Source organism: Pseudomonas sp. P1_A1 (genome assembly GCF_056406935.1).
The window spans coordinates 79027-93881 of sequence record NZ_JBFTZE010000004.1; the positions used below are offsets into that span (position 1 = coordinate 79027).

General features: G+C 50.6%; 13 protein-coding genes. 6 read left to right on the forward strand and 7 right to left on the reverse strand.

What is annotated here, in order from left to right; all coding sequences use genetic code 11:
• Nucleotides 1-5 precede the first annotated feature (5 nt).
• From AC1D2Q_RS07205 to AC1D2Q_RS07215, 3 genes are read right to left on the reverse strand one after another with little or no spacing between them, the layout of a single operon-like run.
• On the reverse strand, nucleotides 6-887 hold the full coding sequence (locus tag AC1D2Q_RS07205; RefSeq protein ID WP_477812762.1) for a TauD/TfdA family dioxygenase: 882 nt from the start codon (nucleotides 885-887) through the stop codon (nucleotides 6-8).
• Entirely contained in the window at nucleotides 862-2424 is a 1563-nt protein-coding gene (locus AC1D2Q_RS07210; RefSeq protein ID WP_477812763.1) for an AMP-binding protein, read from the reverse strand. The genes AC1D2Q_RS07205 and AC1D2Q_RS07210 overlap by 26 nt, the downstream gene beginning before the upstream one ends.
• A complete protein-coding gene (locus tag AC1D2Q_RS07215) occupies nucleotides 2421-3038 on the reverse strand; it encodes a thermostable hemolysin (RefSeq protein ID WP_477812764.1) in 618 nt (205 codons plus the stop codon). The genes AC1D2Q_RS07210 and AC1D2Q_RS07215 overlap by 4 nt, the downstream gene beginning before the upstream one ends.
• 175 nt (nucleotides 3039-3213) lie before the next feature.
• On the opposite strand from AC1D2Q_RS07215, the gene AC1D2Q_RS07220 reads away from it, so the two are divergent.
• Nucleotides 3214-4149 carry a LysR family transcriptional regulator gene (locus AC1D2Q_RS07220; protein ID WP_477812955.1) on the forward strand — a complete coding sequence of 312 codons (936 nt, stop codon included), beginning with the start codon at nucleotides 3214-3216 and terminating at the stop codon, nucleotides 4147-4149.
• Nucleotides 4150-4473: 324 nt separating this feature from the next.
• Nucleotides 4474-5388, forward strand: a complete 915-nt coding sequence (locus tag AC1D2Q_RS07225) for a LysR family transcriptional regulator (RefSeq protein WP_477812765.1) — start codon at nucleotides 4474-4476, stop codon at nucleotides 5386-5388.
• Between the two features lie 3 nt (nucleotides 5389-5391).
• Here the strand turns inward: AC1D2Q_RS07225 and AC1D2Q_RS07230 are convergent, their stop codons facing one another.
• The 3 genes from AC1D2Q_RS07230 to AC1D2Q_RS07240 all read right to left on the reverse strand — a co-directional run bounded on the left by AC1D2Q_RS07230 (nucleotide 5392) and on the right by AC1D2Q_RS07240 (nucleotide 7099).
• Nucleotides 5392-5754: a 5-carboxymethyl-2-hydroxymuconate Delta-isomerase gene (locus tag AC1D2Q_RS07230; protein ID WP_019647992.1), complete on the reverse strand. Its 363-nt coding sequence runs from the start codon at nucleotides 5752-5754 to the stop codon at nucleotides 5392-5394.
• Nucleotides 5755-5811: 57 nt separating this feature from the next.
• The gene (locus AC1D2Q_RS07235) at nucleotides 5812-6738 is read right to left on the reverse strand and encodes a LysR substrate-binding domain-containing protein (RefSeq protein WP_033064228.1); all 927 of its coding nucleotides are present in this window, start codon (nucleotides 6736-6738) and stop codon (nucleotides 5812-5814) included.
• 169 nt (nucleotides 6739-6907) lie between these two features.
• Nucleotides 6908-7099, reverse strand: a complete 192-nt coding sequence (locus AC1D2Q_RS07240; protein ID WP_074874292.1) for a YegP family protein — start codon at nucleotides 7097-7099, stop codon at nucleotides 6908-6910.
• Between the two features lie 463 nt (nucleotides 7100-7562).
• Here AC1D2Q_RS07240 and AC1D2Q_RS07245 point away from each other — a divergent pair, with 463 nt between their 5' ends.
• From AC1D2Q_RS07245 to AC1D2Q_RS07260, 4 genes are all read left to right on the forward strand, one after another.
• The gene (locus AC1D2Q_RS07245; RefSeq protein ID WP_477812766.1) at nucleotides 7563-9107 is read left to right on the forward strand and encodes a tyrosine-type recombinase/integrase; all 1545 of its coding nucleotides are present in this window, start codon (nucleotides 7563-7565) and stop codon (nucleotides 9105-9107) included.
• Nucleotides 9108-11021: 1914 nt separating this feature from the next.
• The gene (locus tag AC1D2Q_RS07250; protein ID WP_442099110.1) at nucleotides 11022-12281 is read left to right on the forward strand and encodes a primase-helicase family protein; all 1260 of its coding nucleotides are present in this window, start codon (nucleotides 11022-11024) and stop codon (nucleotides 12279-12281) included.
• A 314-nt stretch (nucleotides 12282-12595) separates the two neighbouring features.
• Complete coding sequence (locus AC1D2Q_RS07255; RefSeq protein ID WP_442099109.1) at nucleotides 12596-13096, forward strand: hypothetical protein; 501 nt, start codon at nucleotides 12596-12598, stop codon at nucleotides 13094-13096.
• Between the two features lie 174 nt (nucleotides 13097-13270).
• Nucleotides 13271-13543, forward strand: coding sequence for a hypothetical protein (locus AC1D2Q_RS07260; protein ID WP_442099108.1), 273 nt, complete (start codon nucleotides 13271-13273; stop codon nucleotides 13541-13543).
• A 333-nt stretch (nucleotides 13544-13876) separates the two neighbouring features.
• On the opposite strand, the gene AC1D2Q_RS07265 is transcribed toward AC1D2Q_RS07260, so the two are convergent.
• A complete protein-coding gene (locus AC1D2Q_RS07265) occupies nucleotides 13877-14836 on the reverse strand; it encodes a hypothetical protein (protein ID WP_442099107.1) in 960 nt (319 codons plus the stop codon).
• Nucleotides 14837-14855 lie beyond the last annotated feature (19 nt).

Sequence of the window (14855 nt, forward strand, 5' to 3'; positions counted from 1 at the left end):
TAGTCTCAGCGATAGCTCAGGGCATTGAAGATACGGCGACGCTCATCAACGATGGCCTCACGACCGTGCATCACTCGACGGTTATCGATCATCACCATGTCATGGTCACGCCAGCCGACCGGGTAGGTGTACTGCGCGCAAACCCCGGCGATTTCAAGCAGGAACTCGCCGGGAATGGGCAGCCCGGACGACGTATCGATCACGGGTACTTCATAGTTGAAGGACGGCCCGAGGATGCTGTTGGCAAACGCCGGACGCTGGCTGAAGTCAGAGACCTGAATCGCCGGGGTACTGAAGGCATAGTGGATTGAATCATCGGCCTGATTGAAAGAGATTTGCGTCTGCGGATCGTCGCCGATGATCTGCATCAGATCGTCGATATGCACCGCCGCCGGGTCCAGGAGCGCCGGCGAGTAATGGCAGACCAGCCGACGCCATTTTTCGCCGGCAACCGTGCGACTGTAGCGAATCGGGTGGTTCTCGAAAAATGTGCGGCAGGCCGGTGAGAGTTTCGCCAGCACTTTCTCACCGTCGCACAAGGTGGTTTGCGAGCCCGTGCGCGGCGCTTCCTGACAATAGAACCAGGTAATGTCCGGCCAGAATGGGGAGTTGCCGTTCTCGCAATGCAGACCGATCGCCTGGCGGCCCGCATCCACCAACTGCGCGGCGCCGCCGACCATGGTCCGTGCCGGGTCCAGGCTCAGGCGCGAGCTGTTGCGCTTCACATAGGCACTGAAATCCTCGGCATTGTGGATGCAGTTGCGCAGCAGGACGACACCGTAGTGCCCCAGTAACTCGTACAATTCGGCCTTGCCAAGACTGGCGAAATGATGAGCCTCGATAATCGAGACGTCTGGGCTTTCAGAGTGATAGGCAGGTGTGTTCATCAGTTGCATTCCCTTGCAGGTTGGCGAAAACAGTCGCGATATCGGCACGTTTGGGACGGCCGGTGACGGTGTACAGTTGCTCGAGCAATGGATCGTCCTTGGTCAGCAGCCACAGGCGGCTTGGTCGCTCGATGTCGGAAAAGCGTTGGGTGGACCAGGCGGCCAGTTCATCGCGATCCGGTATTGATTCAACACACAGCAATGCCACCAGGCCATGGGCCTCGTCGAAAAACACAGCTGCATCGCGCACGCCTGGGTATTCGCGGTATTCAAGTTCGACCTGTTCCGGGCTGACGTTGCGGCCGTTGGGCAGGCAGATCACATTTTTCTTGCGACCGAGAACATAGAGATAACCATCGGCATCCAGCTCCCCCAGATCCCCGGTATCCATCCAGCCGTCGTCGGACATCGAACAGGCGCTAGGGTCCTTGCCCGAATAACCGCTGAACAGTGAGCTGCTCCTGACCTCAATGGTCTGGTCGGCGCCGATGCGCACCTGGACGTGCGGCAACGGCTTGCCCACACTGCCCAGCCGTTGATGCTGCAAGGTATTCATGCTGACAACCGAGGCGTTCTCGGAAAGCCCGTATCCCTGGAACACCGCAATACCCTCCTCGGCGAGGGCATGCAGGATATCGATGCTGACGGCCGCGCCGCCGCAAGTGATATGCACCCCCGAATGCAGGTAACGAGACAGGCGCTTGCCCTGCGCGCCGCCTTCGGTCAATTGCTCGTAAAAGCGATTGAGCATCACCGGAGGCACCGTCAAGGCCGTCGGTTCGACCCGCAGCATCCATTCGATCAAGCGTTGGGGCGACATCCCCGGCTCCCCCAACAAAGCCTCGCCTTCAGGCAGGAAATGCACGATCCCACCGGCCAGCAGCGGCAAATACGCGGCGGTTACTTGCTCCAGCAGCAGGCTCAATGGCACCAGCGACAGGTACCTGCGATGGGCATCGGCTGGCATCCAGTGGCGCAGGGAAGTCAACACCGCCCCCACCGCCGCTGTGCTCAGGCGCACGCCCTTGGGCCGGCTGGTCGTACCAGAGGTGTGAATGATTTTGCAGATCCAGTCGCCATCCGGCTCTCGCAGCAATGGCTGCTTCAGGGCTGGCTCGTCGATACGCCTGAGGCGGCTGTGGGGAAAGTCGAGCATCCAGCGCTCGGCCAATGTCCGTTCCCCTGCGCTATCCACCAGAAATCCGTCACAGCGCTCGGCAAGGTGCTCGGCTTGAGACTGACTGAATGCCAGCGGCAACGGTAATGCGGTGATTCCGGCAAACAGGCACGCCAGATCGGCAACCAGCCAGTCACTGCTGTTGCGCGTCGCAATCCCCAGCACCACGTGGTCGCCATGGGACGCCGTGTCGAAACGCCGCTGCAGTTCTGCCGCCAGGTCCAGCGCCCGGGATTCCAGTTCGCCATAGGTCATGACAGCGGCGTGCTCCAGGCCGGTCGGCGCACAATCGATCGCGCAGACTTTCTGACGATTGACCTGTAATGCCAGCCGCAGGTCCGCAATGAAACGGCCGCTCATGGCTGCGCCCTCGCCGGCAAGTTGTTCGGCAACTGGGTGAACAAAGTACCGAGGGTCATAGCGGCGAATCGCGAACGTTTCGGGTCCACGCGGATAAAACCGGTGACGGGTAATTTCGCGTAGTAGGTACCCCAGCTCTTGCCACCCGCGTCGGCCAGACGCTGAGGGTCCGCGGTGAGCAGTGGTTCGAAATCGATCTGGCAGCTTTCCATCATTGCCCGGACCCGGGGCGTGACGGTGCAAAGCAAATATTGAGCGCCCATGCACCAGGCCAGCAGTGGAACCATATTGACCATGATCATTCCGGCCGTCAGATGATGAGAAATCAAACTGCCTATTTCGGCAATAACTGACCGATCAATCATCTTTTCAAAACGCTGGGACAGTATCGTTTCTATCGGCTGCGACAGGTATTGCTCCGAGAAAAGTGTGCGATCATCCGCAAAAGTTATACCGGCGCAAGAAAGAATCCGTTCCTCACTGTCTTGGGTGACCGCAAAATACTGCGGACTGGGTTCTACGGATGCCTTATAAGATCTGCGAAACTTTTCTTTCACAACTTCAGTAGCCTGCATCCATAACGGCGTTTGGCTTTCCGTGACTCGTACCAACACTTATCCCCTCCTATCCCTGCTCAGGGTTCTCTCTAAAGTGGAACGAGAATATATTGAGGAAATTTCCGACGGACTATTTAAAAAACAAATTGCTTCCATTAATATATAAATAAACAACCTTGTCACACAGCACGATGCACTGTGACACGCATGGATTTTCACCGAGATGGATTTTATGCTTAATAGCAATCTGCTAAGAAAAGTGGATATGCAGGACCTTATGGTTTTCGTGGCCGTGTATGAACAAAGAAGCGTCACCGAGGTTTCTGAAACCCTTTGCGTCAGCCAGTCCACCGTGAGTTACTGCCTGAAAAAGCTGCGCACGAGCTTCGAGGACGAACTATTCATCAATACCCGCAACGGCATGTGGCCAACCCATAAGGCGGCCACAATGTACAGCCATGTTCTCAAAATCCTGAAAACTATAAATATTTGCCATTCCGGACTCCATTCGTTCGACCCCGCCCAGAAAGAAATAACCTTTAACATTTGTGCACCCGAATACTTTGAACTCCTGATTCTCCCAAACTTATTGAAGCGCTTTATTGGCAGTAGCTTTCCGGTAATTGTAAACATACAGAAATTTCACAGAGACATTCCTAACGATGAACTTATAGATGGCCGCTTTGATCTGGTCATTTGCTTCGGCCCAAACTTTCATCGCAGCTCTAAAAACTTGAAATCACAAGTACTGCTGGAAGATGACCTGGTCTGCGTCGTTGATAAAAACTTTGCTCCTCCAGAGGGCGAATTCACCCTGGACACCTTTGTCGCGCGCCAGCACATCTTTCCGACCCCGTGGACTTCGGACACCAACATGGTGGATGGCTGGCTCGGCACATGGAACTACACCCGCCAAATCGTCGCACGGGCCAATAGTTATGTGGCGGCACTCAACATGATTCCCGGGACCGATTTCGTTCTCACCCTGCCTCGGCGCATTCAGATGTTGATCAGTAATGAAGATAAATTCAGTCACTGCAAACCGCCGACCGGTTTACCGAACTTCACACTGGACATGTTTTGGAACGAAAAACCAGGCCAAAACAGCGCCAATAATTGGTTTCGCGAACAAATTGTCAGCGTGTGTGCGCAAGACGGCTTACTGTAATAAAGCTTATTAATTAACTTCAAATCTACTGACCGACCTAAGCCAGGTGTTTGGTCGTACTTCAACACTTGACTGCCGGGCAACGGCGCCCGGCAGTCTGGTACCAAATCACTTTGATCCAGCTCCTCGAAGAGCCTCCTCCAAGGCCGAATGCGCCGGGGCCAAGACTGGCGATTGATGCGCAGGTCGTGTTACCTACACGTTGTGTCCCACATCTGACAATGAAGCTTCCTACAAGGCATTCTCTTGGCACTATCGTTCCGCTATCCTTTCGCGGATCAGGTTGCATTCAAACAGAACAGGGAGTTCATCAAGATGGGGCAGATGCTTAACAGTAATTTACTTAGAAAGCTCGACATGCAAGACCTCATGGTGTTCATCGCCGTGTATGAACAAAGCAGCGTCACCGCCGTCTCGGAAACCCTCGGCGTCAGCCAGTCCACCGTTAGTTATTCCCTGAAAAAACTGCGCACCGGCTTCAAGGACGAGTTATTCATCAACACCCGATCCGGCATGCGTCCTACCCACAAAGCCACCACCATGCACGAGCATGTATTGAAAATCCTGGAAGGCATCAACTTCTGCCATTCCGGAGTTCAAGCCTTTGATCCCACCCGAAAAGCCGTCACCTTCAACATTTGCGCGCCGGAATATTTCGAACTGCTGGTGTTGCCGAGGTTGCTGAAAGCCTTCGACTTCGCCAACCTGCCGGTGATCGTCAATGTGCAAAAACTCGATACTGTCGTGCCCGTCGATGAACTACGCAATGGCTGCCTCGATCTGGTGATCTGCTTCGGTCCGGATTTTCAATGCAGCCAAGCCGATTTCAGATCCCGGAGATTAATTAAAGACGACCTGGTTTATGTCTTTGATAAACGTGCGACGCCGCTGGAATCACGCCCTGGTCTGCGATCGCTTGCTGAGCATCGTCATGTAGTCCCTTCACACAAAACCTTCGACACCCACGGGGTCGATCACAAACGACAGCTTATCGCGCGGTCCAATAGCTACAGGACGGCACTCAAGATGATCACCGGCACCAACTTCATCCTGACACTACCGCGGCGCATTCACACGCTGCTGGCCAATGATGCGGTGTTCAATCATTGCGAAGCACCAAGCGGCTTGCCAGGATTTACCCTCGACATGCAATGGAGCGAAGCCAGCGACCAGGACAGCGCCAACACCTGGCTGCGCGAGCAAGTGATCAAGGCCTGCGCCGAGCAGGAAATGGCCTGAAACTCAGAGGCCGATGGCAGTCTTGGTGTAGGACTCTCGATCGATGTCGATGATTTCCACACATAGCTGGACCTCAACACCGACCGGCCACTCGCACACATCCTGCACCACCGCCAGCAGGCTGTCAGATAACTGCTTCTTGATCTGCGGCGAGCGACCGCTCAACAACGACAGTTTTACATGCATGAACGCCCGCTCGCCCGGTGCGGTACCCACCCTGAAAGTCTCGACCTTCACCGCACGGGCCTTGATGTCGAACTCTTCAAACTGCCCCGAAGCGACCAGCGCGTTGTTGAGTCGCATCAATGCCACATCGGCATTCAGTTCGGATAGGTTGGCGGTGTATTCCATGTGCAGATGGGGCATGACGGGGTTCCTGAGGATTGGCAGAAAGGTCGTAGATATAACACAGAGCCGCCCAGCTCACTCTGTCAGCGGAAGGATCGGACGTTCACTCATGAACGCCTCCAGGCGCGAGCGCAGCCAGCGTTCCGCCGGATCGCTGTCGACATGGCTGAGCCAGACCATGGACAGGTCCAGGGTCGGCGTCTTGAACGGAAACGGCTCCTTGAACAGTTGGCCTGACGCGGCCATCGCCTCCGCCGTGTAATCCGGCAGGCTGGCGATCAGATCGGTGCCGGCGAGCAACGCCGGCAATGAGCTGTATTGCGGAACGGACAGCACGACGTGGCGCGTACGGCCGATCTCCGCCAGCCATTCATCGGCGTAGCCACTGACGTTGGCGGTGTGGGACACCAGCACGTGCGGCCTCGCGCAATATTCATCGAGGGTCAACGGAGTGTCCGATGCGTCTGCACGCAAAATACTGGGCTGGATATGTCGCAACAATTTGCGCTTGGCGTTGGCCGGCAGTCCGCGGGTCTGGCTGATCCCCACCGTGATATCGCCGGACGCCAGCAAGTCGGGAATGCGCCAGTAGTCGACATGCTGAACCACGAACACCACCTTCGGCGCCTCCTGGCGCAAAGCCCGCAGCAGCGGCGGCAACAGCCCGAACTCGACATCGTCCGACAGCCCGATGCGAAACGTCATGGTGCTGCTGAGCGGATCGAAATCGTGGGTCAGGCTCAAGGCCACCGACAGCGAATCCAGCGCCGGCGACAGATGCTGAATGATCTCCTCGGCCCGCGCTGTCGGCTCCATGCGATGGCCGACCCGAATGAACAGCGGATCGTTGAACATCGTCCGCAAGCGGTTCAGCGCCGCACTAATGGTCGGCTGACCGAGGAACAGCTTCTCCGCCACCCGCGTGACGTTGCGTTCGAGCATCAATGTCTCGAACACCACCATAAGGTTGATGTCGGCCTTGCGTAGTTCGTTGCGATTCATCCGTTGCACCCCGGCCCCCAAGACTGGATGACAGTTTAGGGAGGTGTCGCGATCGGCGTCTATGCAGGTTGGCAAACGACCCGCCCCATAAAAACCAGAGGCACTCACTACTCAAGACCACCCGGTCAAAACGAAGCTGCTCCCATTGAGCAGCTTCACCGCCTGGAACCTATATTTCCTTGACCGGAGTCTGATCATGAGTCCCCTTGATCAAACTGATGGCATGCACGCAATCAGACTTATTGACGTAAGCCTCCCCACTGGCAATCGTTTCATGATTCCCCGCCCGCAAACGCCAGCGCCATTGACCCTTGCCGGTCTGTGCGGTGCCACGGGTTTGCCTGTAAATCTCAAAGTACATTGATCGCTCCTTGCGATGGCTGATTACGACAGGTCAGTGACCTGCGAAACCAGAGTAGATGAGGAATTTTTGCGGCAACGTCTTTCAATGTCAGGGGATATTTCGAAGGAAAAACCTTGATTGACGAAACGCTCAATGAATACGGGGGGCGGTAATTAGAACGACTTGGTGGAGTAACTTTTCCTGTGGACGGACACATCTTTCTTACTCTGTCGTGCTGACTTTTCCGACACCAAAAACTTGGGGAAAAAGCGGGACGGACGCGAAAGCGGCCCGATGGAAAAAGCTGCGCAAACGAAAAAACCCCGTAGATTCTCATCTACGGGGCTTTCTATGTATGGCGGAGAGATAGGGACTCTCGAAAACCACCCTTCAACCCCAGCAACCACGGCATTATAGGGCTTCAAGCTCGTATAGTAGTAGAAATTAGTAGTAGAATCATACCCTCATCCGAGGGCGACTCATGGCAAACCATATTTTCCAAAAGAAAGGCGAATCCACTTGGTATGTACGTCTCGACATTCCTAAAGACGTGCAGTTGGCCTTTGACAATCGCAGGGTGCTAATCCAATCGCTGAAGACAGGCCTACGCTCAGAAGCCATGGAGCGCCGCCATATCTGGCTTGCCAAATGGAAAGCAGACATCACGGCTGCCAGAGACAAGAAGCTGTCGGAGCGGGATGAATGGAAAGAGAAAGTTCAGGATCTAACGCGGCGGAACCAGAGCAATAAGGAAAAGTGGCTGCCTACCCTATTCATGCCCCGCTCTAAGGATGCCACCACTCCATCCCCTGATATCCTGGCTTACACAGAATCGATAGCTCCCATCCTTCAGGAACTCTATGACGGTGGCATGGAAGGTCCGGTCAAAGCATTTATAGCGACCTACCACGAATACCTAGAGGGTTTGAGCCAAAAGCTCACGCCCGGACAAGGCGCTGACCTTGGAGCAAAGATTTCTGACGCATTCACGAAGCTGCACATGGAAATTACAGCTGAGTATTACGACCTATCGCCAGATGAGCGTGCGGATATGCAGGAGCTTGCCTCCGATCCGCAAAGCTATAAGCCCAAGTGCCCTATTACGCCTGCCCGTATCCAGAAGCTCAGAGCCTTTCTAGAGAAGGTCGGCAAAGACCCAAAGACAATTGATACTTTGGTGAAGCGCGTAGAGCTATTCAGTGCCTACGTACGTGAGAAAGGGCTACCGATTAGCTTTGACCTCGTGTCTGCTTACCTGGACCAGCTAACTGACGCTAAGGGCGTGCCACTTACCTCTAAGACCAAGAAGCAGCATATATGGGCAGGTAACACGTTCTGGAAATGGGCCATCAAATATGATGAAGACTGGCGTCAGCAGTACAAAGGCCAGCCCTCTCCATTTGAAAAGCACGACCTACCCGTGGTCAAAGGTGAGTCAGTCAGTTGGGCTGTATTCACTCGTACGGACGTAGAGCGATTGCATGTCGCAGCCTTGGAGAAGGAAGACAAGCCACTGGCTGACCTGATTGTTCTAGCAGCCTACACAGGGGCAAGGCTTGAGGAGATAGGCCGAGTCCACCGCGACACCATCACCCTCAAAGATGGCGTACCGATTGCGTTCTCAATTTTAGAGAGCAAAACAGACGCCGGCGTCCGTCAGGTTCCAATCCATACCGCCATTGCCCCGCTTGTCCAGTCGCTACTAGATGCATCAGAAGACGGATACCTGCTAAAAGGTCGAGCGCTTGGGGAAACCAACAAATATGGCAACCGACTAGATGCTGTAGGAAAACGCTTTGGACGTCTAAAGACTGCTGCAAAATTTGATAAATCATTTGTGCTGCACTCAATTCGCAAAACCGCGATCACTGAGGTGCATCGGGCTGGAGCAGATGTTTCAGTGATGCCTGCATTGTTTGGTCATGAAACCGGAATGATCACCTTCGACCTATATTCGGCAGGGCCAAGCCTTGAACAAAAGGCCAAAGTGATTGAGCTACTTTCGTACAAATTTGATTTGGCGTGATACCTCCCTCATAGCACCCTGCAAATTGATTCAGGGCAGATCGTTACGAAATTGAACAAGGGGCCGTGCTTTTAAACGTATGCAATCACGGTATTTCGGGGGAGTTTTTAAGGGTTGGAGACGTTTCCAGCTTAAACCCGTGTCCGTGGTTGGTTTTGAGGTTAACGTCGTTTTGAAGGCCAGTTCTTCCGCCGAAACTTTATTTTGACTAATTCATTCCCGCAACTTGTTTAATACTGTAGAATAGACGCCCTCGCTAGTTTTTCTTTCGTATTGGCGGGCCTTTTTGTGGTTTGGCTAGATACTTGTCCTCAAGAAGTGGTTACACAGTCGCCGTTACAAAGCATGACGGTGCATGCATGAAGTTGCCGACGCAAGTCGGTTCCGGTGAGGCTGCGGGTGATTGAGCTTGTCAAGTCAGTCAGGGAGCCGGACTACCATCTAACCTTGTGTTAGGTACAGCCTATAAGCTGTGATCATTCTCGTCTCAAGTGCAGAGCAGGCCCTAGCCTATGGCACTGGATCAGAAGGTTGTGTAGACCTTGGAGATAAGGCTCTGCTCTTTTGAGTATTCCTATCCCCCTGGGGAAGTTCTACCAATTTTCTGAACTCAGTGCAGAGTATCTATAACAGATTTACAATCTCTACTCTTCACAACATCCAAATACACTTATAATTCAAACAAGCCTATTAATTGTCGTGCATTAGCAATTAGTTGTCGCACTTAGATAAGCAATTAAGAATTAAGTTTGATATCCTATCTTCATTGGTAGCTATGCCAGCTCCACCAACATTCAAACTACACACAAATCACACTAACACACAACTGTACTGCTAATATAAATGCAACTTTCTGCAACTGTACCTATACAATTGTCAGTTTTATTTGATAGTATTAGATAACAAATAAGAGAAAGCGGGCCTGAAAGAAAAAGAAACGCACTTCTATTTGATAGTTAATCAGCTTCACCCTCTCGCATACCTCTCTTTCCAAACAGAACTACCATAACCGGCATCTTCCACCATTGGTGGCCGCATTGGTCGTTCGCAAGTCCGAGTCTACCTCCTCGGCATTAAAGGTTGAATAGCTATTTACTGTTCAACCTTTTCTATTAAATACCAACCCACAATTTAAGGTTTTCATTTCGCCTTGTTGTGGGTTTTTTGTGCATTAAATTTCTTACTCTTGAATATTCCAAAACAATAATGGACGGCACCGTAATATCTATGAAATTGATAAAACAATGTAAATGGTGTGGAAGTGAAATGCTAACCACACGAAACACTAAGATTCTCTGCTCTCAGAAATGCCATAACCAGATGCATTATTGGCGACATAAAAACCATCCCGGAGAAGGACCAGCCGTAGCATTCAAATCTATTGATAACTGGTTGCGTGAAGGAACACATCCAAACCCAAATCATCCTATCAACGTAAGGGAGGAACTAAAAATTACGCCTGACGATTAACAACCAAAGCTGTAGCTGCACAAACAATAATTAAACGCTGTGAAGCCAATACGGCAAACAAAAAGGAAAATAGAAATGAACGAATGTTTAGTCTGTAACAAAAGCTTTGATCCTACCGACAAACGCCACAAATACTGTAGCAACCTATGCGTCGTCAAAGTTTACTCCTTACGTAAGAAGGTGCGACTTCAAATCAATGCAGCGTTGAAGCTTCTGAAGACTCCTGATGACATCAAGGACTTCGACAACTCACTACAAGACGTACTGGAAGGAGTGTTGCAATGAGGACAAACCTTAACCAACGCTCCAGCTCTGAGTTGCTTGAAATCATGCAGCACTATGGCTACACATCAACCAATCACACACTAAACATAATTATTTCTACATTATACGAATCACTATTTAATCCATCCCATAAAAACCCATCAGATGAGGTGAACACCAATGACAAACGCAGCACCAGCAATCGATAAAAAAGCAATCGAAGCGCTAAAGAAACGCTTTATTCTTGTACCATCTAAAAGTCAATCCGCTCAGTTTCGGGACTTAATTACAAACACTGATCAAGGGTATGCCGGAATCCTTCGTGACTTCTATAAGAAGAATGGGGGGAACAGTGATGTTGACCCGGCGTATCTACTTGGCTGTTTGGATTTTGCATATGGTGAAGGCTTTCAACCCAATGGCCCGCGCTTTCTACCGGGCTCTCTCGTAAACACTTGGATACCTCACAAGCATCAGTTTTCAGGCCAATGTGTAAAAGCTGAAGAGGTTGCCCCCTTCCTTGAGTATATGGAAAGGATGTTTCCGGTTCTGGCTGAGCGTGAATATATGTTGTGGTGGATCACGCATGCCGTTATCAAACCAGAGCAAAAGATAGTATCCACTCCCGTGCTTCGCTCAAAGCAGGGCATTGGTAAGACGTTCCTAGTGGGTACGTTGCTCAGAGGGATCATGGGGCCGAGTGCTGACGTTTGTGGCCTGAGCGATATCGTAGGCACCTTCCAAGACGCTTTGATCGGCAAGACTGTCCTTCTCCTGGACGAATGCTACGTAGATAAGCGCCGCACCACCAATGTCCTGAAGGTCTATCAGAGTAACGAAACAATCATGGTAAATCGTAAACATCTGCCCACCATTACCATCGATAACAAGCTCAATTTGATTGTGGCAAGTAATGATTATGATCCAATTTATTTTGAATCATCGGATCGCCGCTTTTTCTTTCCTCAGTTTATTGAATACAAGGTTAGCCAAGCTGAATCAAAGCAATTCATTGGTATGTTCGCGGACTGGTTAAAATACGGCGGCTATCAGAAGGTGCGTGACTATCTAGAAACAATAGACCTGAAGGCTTTCAGCCCTTATGACCCAGCGATCATGACCGAGTCTAAACAAGCTCGATTAGGCTGGTCTTTGGAAGATAAAATTTCTGAGCAAATTGAGCAGCTAATAGAATCTGAGACGGTGGTTAATGTAGCATTGGTTAAACAGCAGCTAACAGATGTTGAAAGCCGCCAGCCAATATCAGACCGCAAGATTGCTGCTATTCTTGAGCAACTTGGATGCATGAGCAGACGCATTACCGCTGGAGTTCTTCACATTACTCCTTTTGGGGTGAGCCAAGGCTTTTCCAAAGAAACAGCGCCAAAGCAGTTAGAAGAAGAATTGAAGAAAGCTAAGATTAGGTCTCAGGCGTTCTAATCTATGCAGCTTCTATGTATGTTATGTAGGATTGAATGTATGGTTTATGAACATCCTACATGGCTGTACGCCACATATCTAAAGGGGGCTGTAGCTTTATGTAGGTTATGTAGGGTCGCTAAGCGTTATCTATATAATAGATTACAGTAAGTCAAAAGAGCGCAGCGAATTTGACGCAAGGGATCTTCGATAGAAGTCCCGCAAGATGTTTCTCCCGCCTTTCCAAAGACAATTTAAATAAACAGTATTCGCTCCTAACAAGAGCAAATCAACGGACGCTATTGTCCAAATAAAACTAAAAGGTAATAAAAATTATGACAGCCACTAAGACCAAAGTAACCATCCCCGCTTCCTTCTCACAAGAAGAGTTGGATCTTCGGAAAGAAAAAGCCAAATACAATTACGTCAACGGGTATGTTCGCCGATCAGAATACGGCTCTTCCTTTGTATTGGAAAGCTGCTTTACGTTTCATGCCCAGACTTTGGAATTGTTCGTAGATGGGTTGATGCAGCTAGCACTCAACGGGCAAGCTCGCCACCAATACAGCAACATCGTCAGTGGCGTAGGCTATCACTCTGCCCACGTGTATAAGACAAAGGAAGAGCAAGATGAAGATCTTCAAACAATCCTTAAGGAAGTGGAAGAAAACTATCTGAACGAGCTTGCCGAAGAGAAACAGAAACAAATCGAGGCACTCGCAGAGCAACACCTGCAAACACACCTGCGAAAAGAGGCAGAGAAAAAAGAGAAAGAACTCTCATCTCTGAAAACCAAATACCTTCAAGAGGCTCAAGATTTCTTTAAAGATAAATAATTAAGCAGGTATATAAGACTGTCATCTGTGCAAGCATTTTCTCCACCCGAGCATCACAACACCTGATTGTATGCCGCTGATACCGAGTCAATGCTTAGCACGGGGTCGCCTCGCCCTTGTATATACAACTAAAATACAACAAACCAACCTCAAACATTTTTAACAAGGATTTTTATGCTAGCCGATACAAAAAAGTGTCGTCTGAACACAACCCTTTTGACTTTTAATGCAATCGCTCTCCTGGTCATTTGTTTTCTTCTCCATGAACTTCGTCCCTTGCAAACAGATCCAGCTGCGATTCAAGACAGAATTACAAATCTGAATATTTATTCAGAGCAAAGACACAACAACCTTTCTGCCAGTCATGATCAGTTAAAGAACGATCTAGAAAGCCGAATGGGGATTCTCGAAAATCGAGTAAAACTTCTGCAAGGTCGTATCCAGTGACCTATTTCTATTGGTTTATATTGAAGGCTTCAGCAGACAGCCCAAACAGCAACACAAAGCCTTCTATCGACTCGTTCTCACCGGTTAGAGAGCAATGGCAGTACCTGGAGCACACCGGGCGTTGGTCAGTGCAGATCGAGTCTGAAGTCCCTCCTAGCCAAGCCGTAGGTTTATATTACGACCTTACGGCAATGTCACGTAGCTGGATCAACGGTGCCGTGTTCGTTAATGGCATAGCCGTTGGTGGGCCTTGGGACTCAGAGGCATTCCCTGCATTTGTGGCGGGATATGCACTCACTTATGCTCAATCCCTTCTCAACCCATTGTGAGTAATTAAATACGGTAGCGAATCAAATAGAATATGAACAAAGCGCACCAAAGCACGACATCCGCCACAGCTAGAGCAATTGCTTGACTAAGCCATGGTTGAGCCGCCATGCGAGCATACGTAGTTGCCCCGGCGAGTATAGTCAATAAGACGGGACCACCTATCACTGCCAACCATTGCCAGAAATCGGATAGACATTGCCATCTGAATTTCAAATCCGTAAGGAGCGGTAATCGGGTAGTTGTGAACTCTTTTTTCGTTATTTCATAAGCAACGCTTCGCTCTTCAGCTTCCTTGGCAGCGAGTTGAAGATATGCTTTTTGTTTGGCCGACTTTTCTTGTAGAAGATTTACAGTTGCGGTTTGTTCGCGAAGGGAGTCTTGAATGTTTTTGGGAGATGATCCGTAAGCATTTATCAAATCTCTCAGCTCCCTGAATCTGTCAGCATAACCCGAGTGAGCCAAGACGGACCAAGCATAGCCAGGCCCCGTGATTTGCAATTCCACTTGTCGCGTGTCTACCTGTTGGACATGGGTACTAACTTTACTTTTCCGTGTCGCCAACACACCAGCGGCAGCCCCCAATGGCCCAAAAATCAGGCCGCCGACAATGCCGCCACCTAACCCACTCTTGCTGGTACTGCTGACGTTGCTGACATGTTGCAGACTGCCATGCATTATCATTTCGGCTTTTGCCTTCTGAATACTCCCTTTATAACCGGGAATACTCAGCCAAAATTCAAAAACCTCTATGTCAGGCGCTGAAGCAAGCTTTTTTCCTCTACCGGATTTGAGCTCATCTAAGCGACTGGCCGCATACTTCAGCTCTTCACCTACCGCCGCTACAGTGCTAGTGATTTCACGATGTTTTGCATTGGCTTCCTTGAGGTTGATTTTCTTCGAACGCATATCTGTGCGAAGCAGCATTGCAGAGTCTTGCCGAAGCTCAATTTCTTGGCTGTCCATCAATCAATTCCTTGTGTCT

Excerpts from the sequence above, each read along its gene's own strand:
- AC1D2Q_RS07205 (WP_477812762.1), bottom strand. The coding sequence starts at position 887 with ATGAACACACCTGCCTATCACTCTGAAAGCCCAGACGTCTCGATTATC.
- AC1D2Q_RS07210 (WP_477812763.1), bottom strand. The coding sequence starts at position 2,424 with ATGAGCGGCCGTTTCATTGCGGACCTGCGGCTGGCATTACAGGTCAAT.
- AC1D2Q_RS07220 (WP_477812955.1), top strand. The coding sequence starts at position 3,214 with ATGCTTAATAGCAATCTGCTAAGAAAAGTGGATATGCAGGACCTTATG.
- AC1D2Q_RS07225 (WP_477812765.1), top strand. The coding sequence starts at position 4,474 with ATGCTTAACAGTAATTTACTTAGAAAGCTCGACATGCAAGACCTCATG.
- AC1D2Q_RS07230 (WP_019647992.1), bottom strand. The coding sequence starts at position 5,754 with ATGCCCCATCTGCACATGGAATACACCGCCAACCTATCCGAACTGAAT.
- AC1D2Q_RS07235 (WP_033064228.1), bottom strand. The coding sequence starts at position 6,738 with ATGAATCGCAACGAACTACGCAAGGCCGACATCAACCTTATGGTGGTG.
- AC1D2Q_RS07240 (WP_074874292.1), bottom strand. The coding sequence starts at position 7,099 with ATGTACTTTGAGATTTACAGGCAAACCCGTGGCACCGCACAGACCGGC.
- AC1D2Q_RS07245 (WP_477812766.1), top strand. The coding sequence starts at position 7,563 with ATGGCAAACCATATTTTCCAAAAGAAAGGCGAATCCACTTGGTATGTA.
- AC1D2Q_RS07250 (WP_442099110.1), top strand. The coding sequence starts at position 11,022 with ATGACAAACGCAGCACCAGCAATCGATAAAAAAGCAATCGAAGCGCTA.
- AC1D2Q_RS07255 (WP_442099109.1), top strand. The coding sequence starts at position 12,596 with ATGACAGCCACTAAGACCAAAGTAACCATCCCCGCTTCCTTCTCACAA.
- AC1D2Q_RS07260 (WP_442099108.1), top strand. The coding sequence starts at position 13,271 with ATGCTAGCCGATACAAAAAAGTGTCGTCTGAACACAACCCTTTTGACT.
- AC1D2Q_RS07265 (WP_442099107.1), bottom strand. The coding sequence starts at position 14,836 with ATGGACAGCCAAGAAATTGAGCTTCGGCAAGACTCTGCAATGCTGCTT.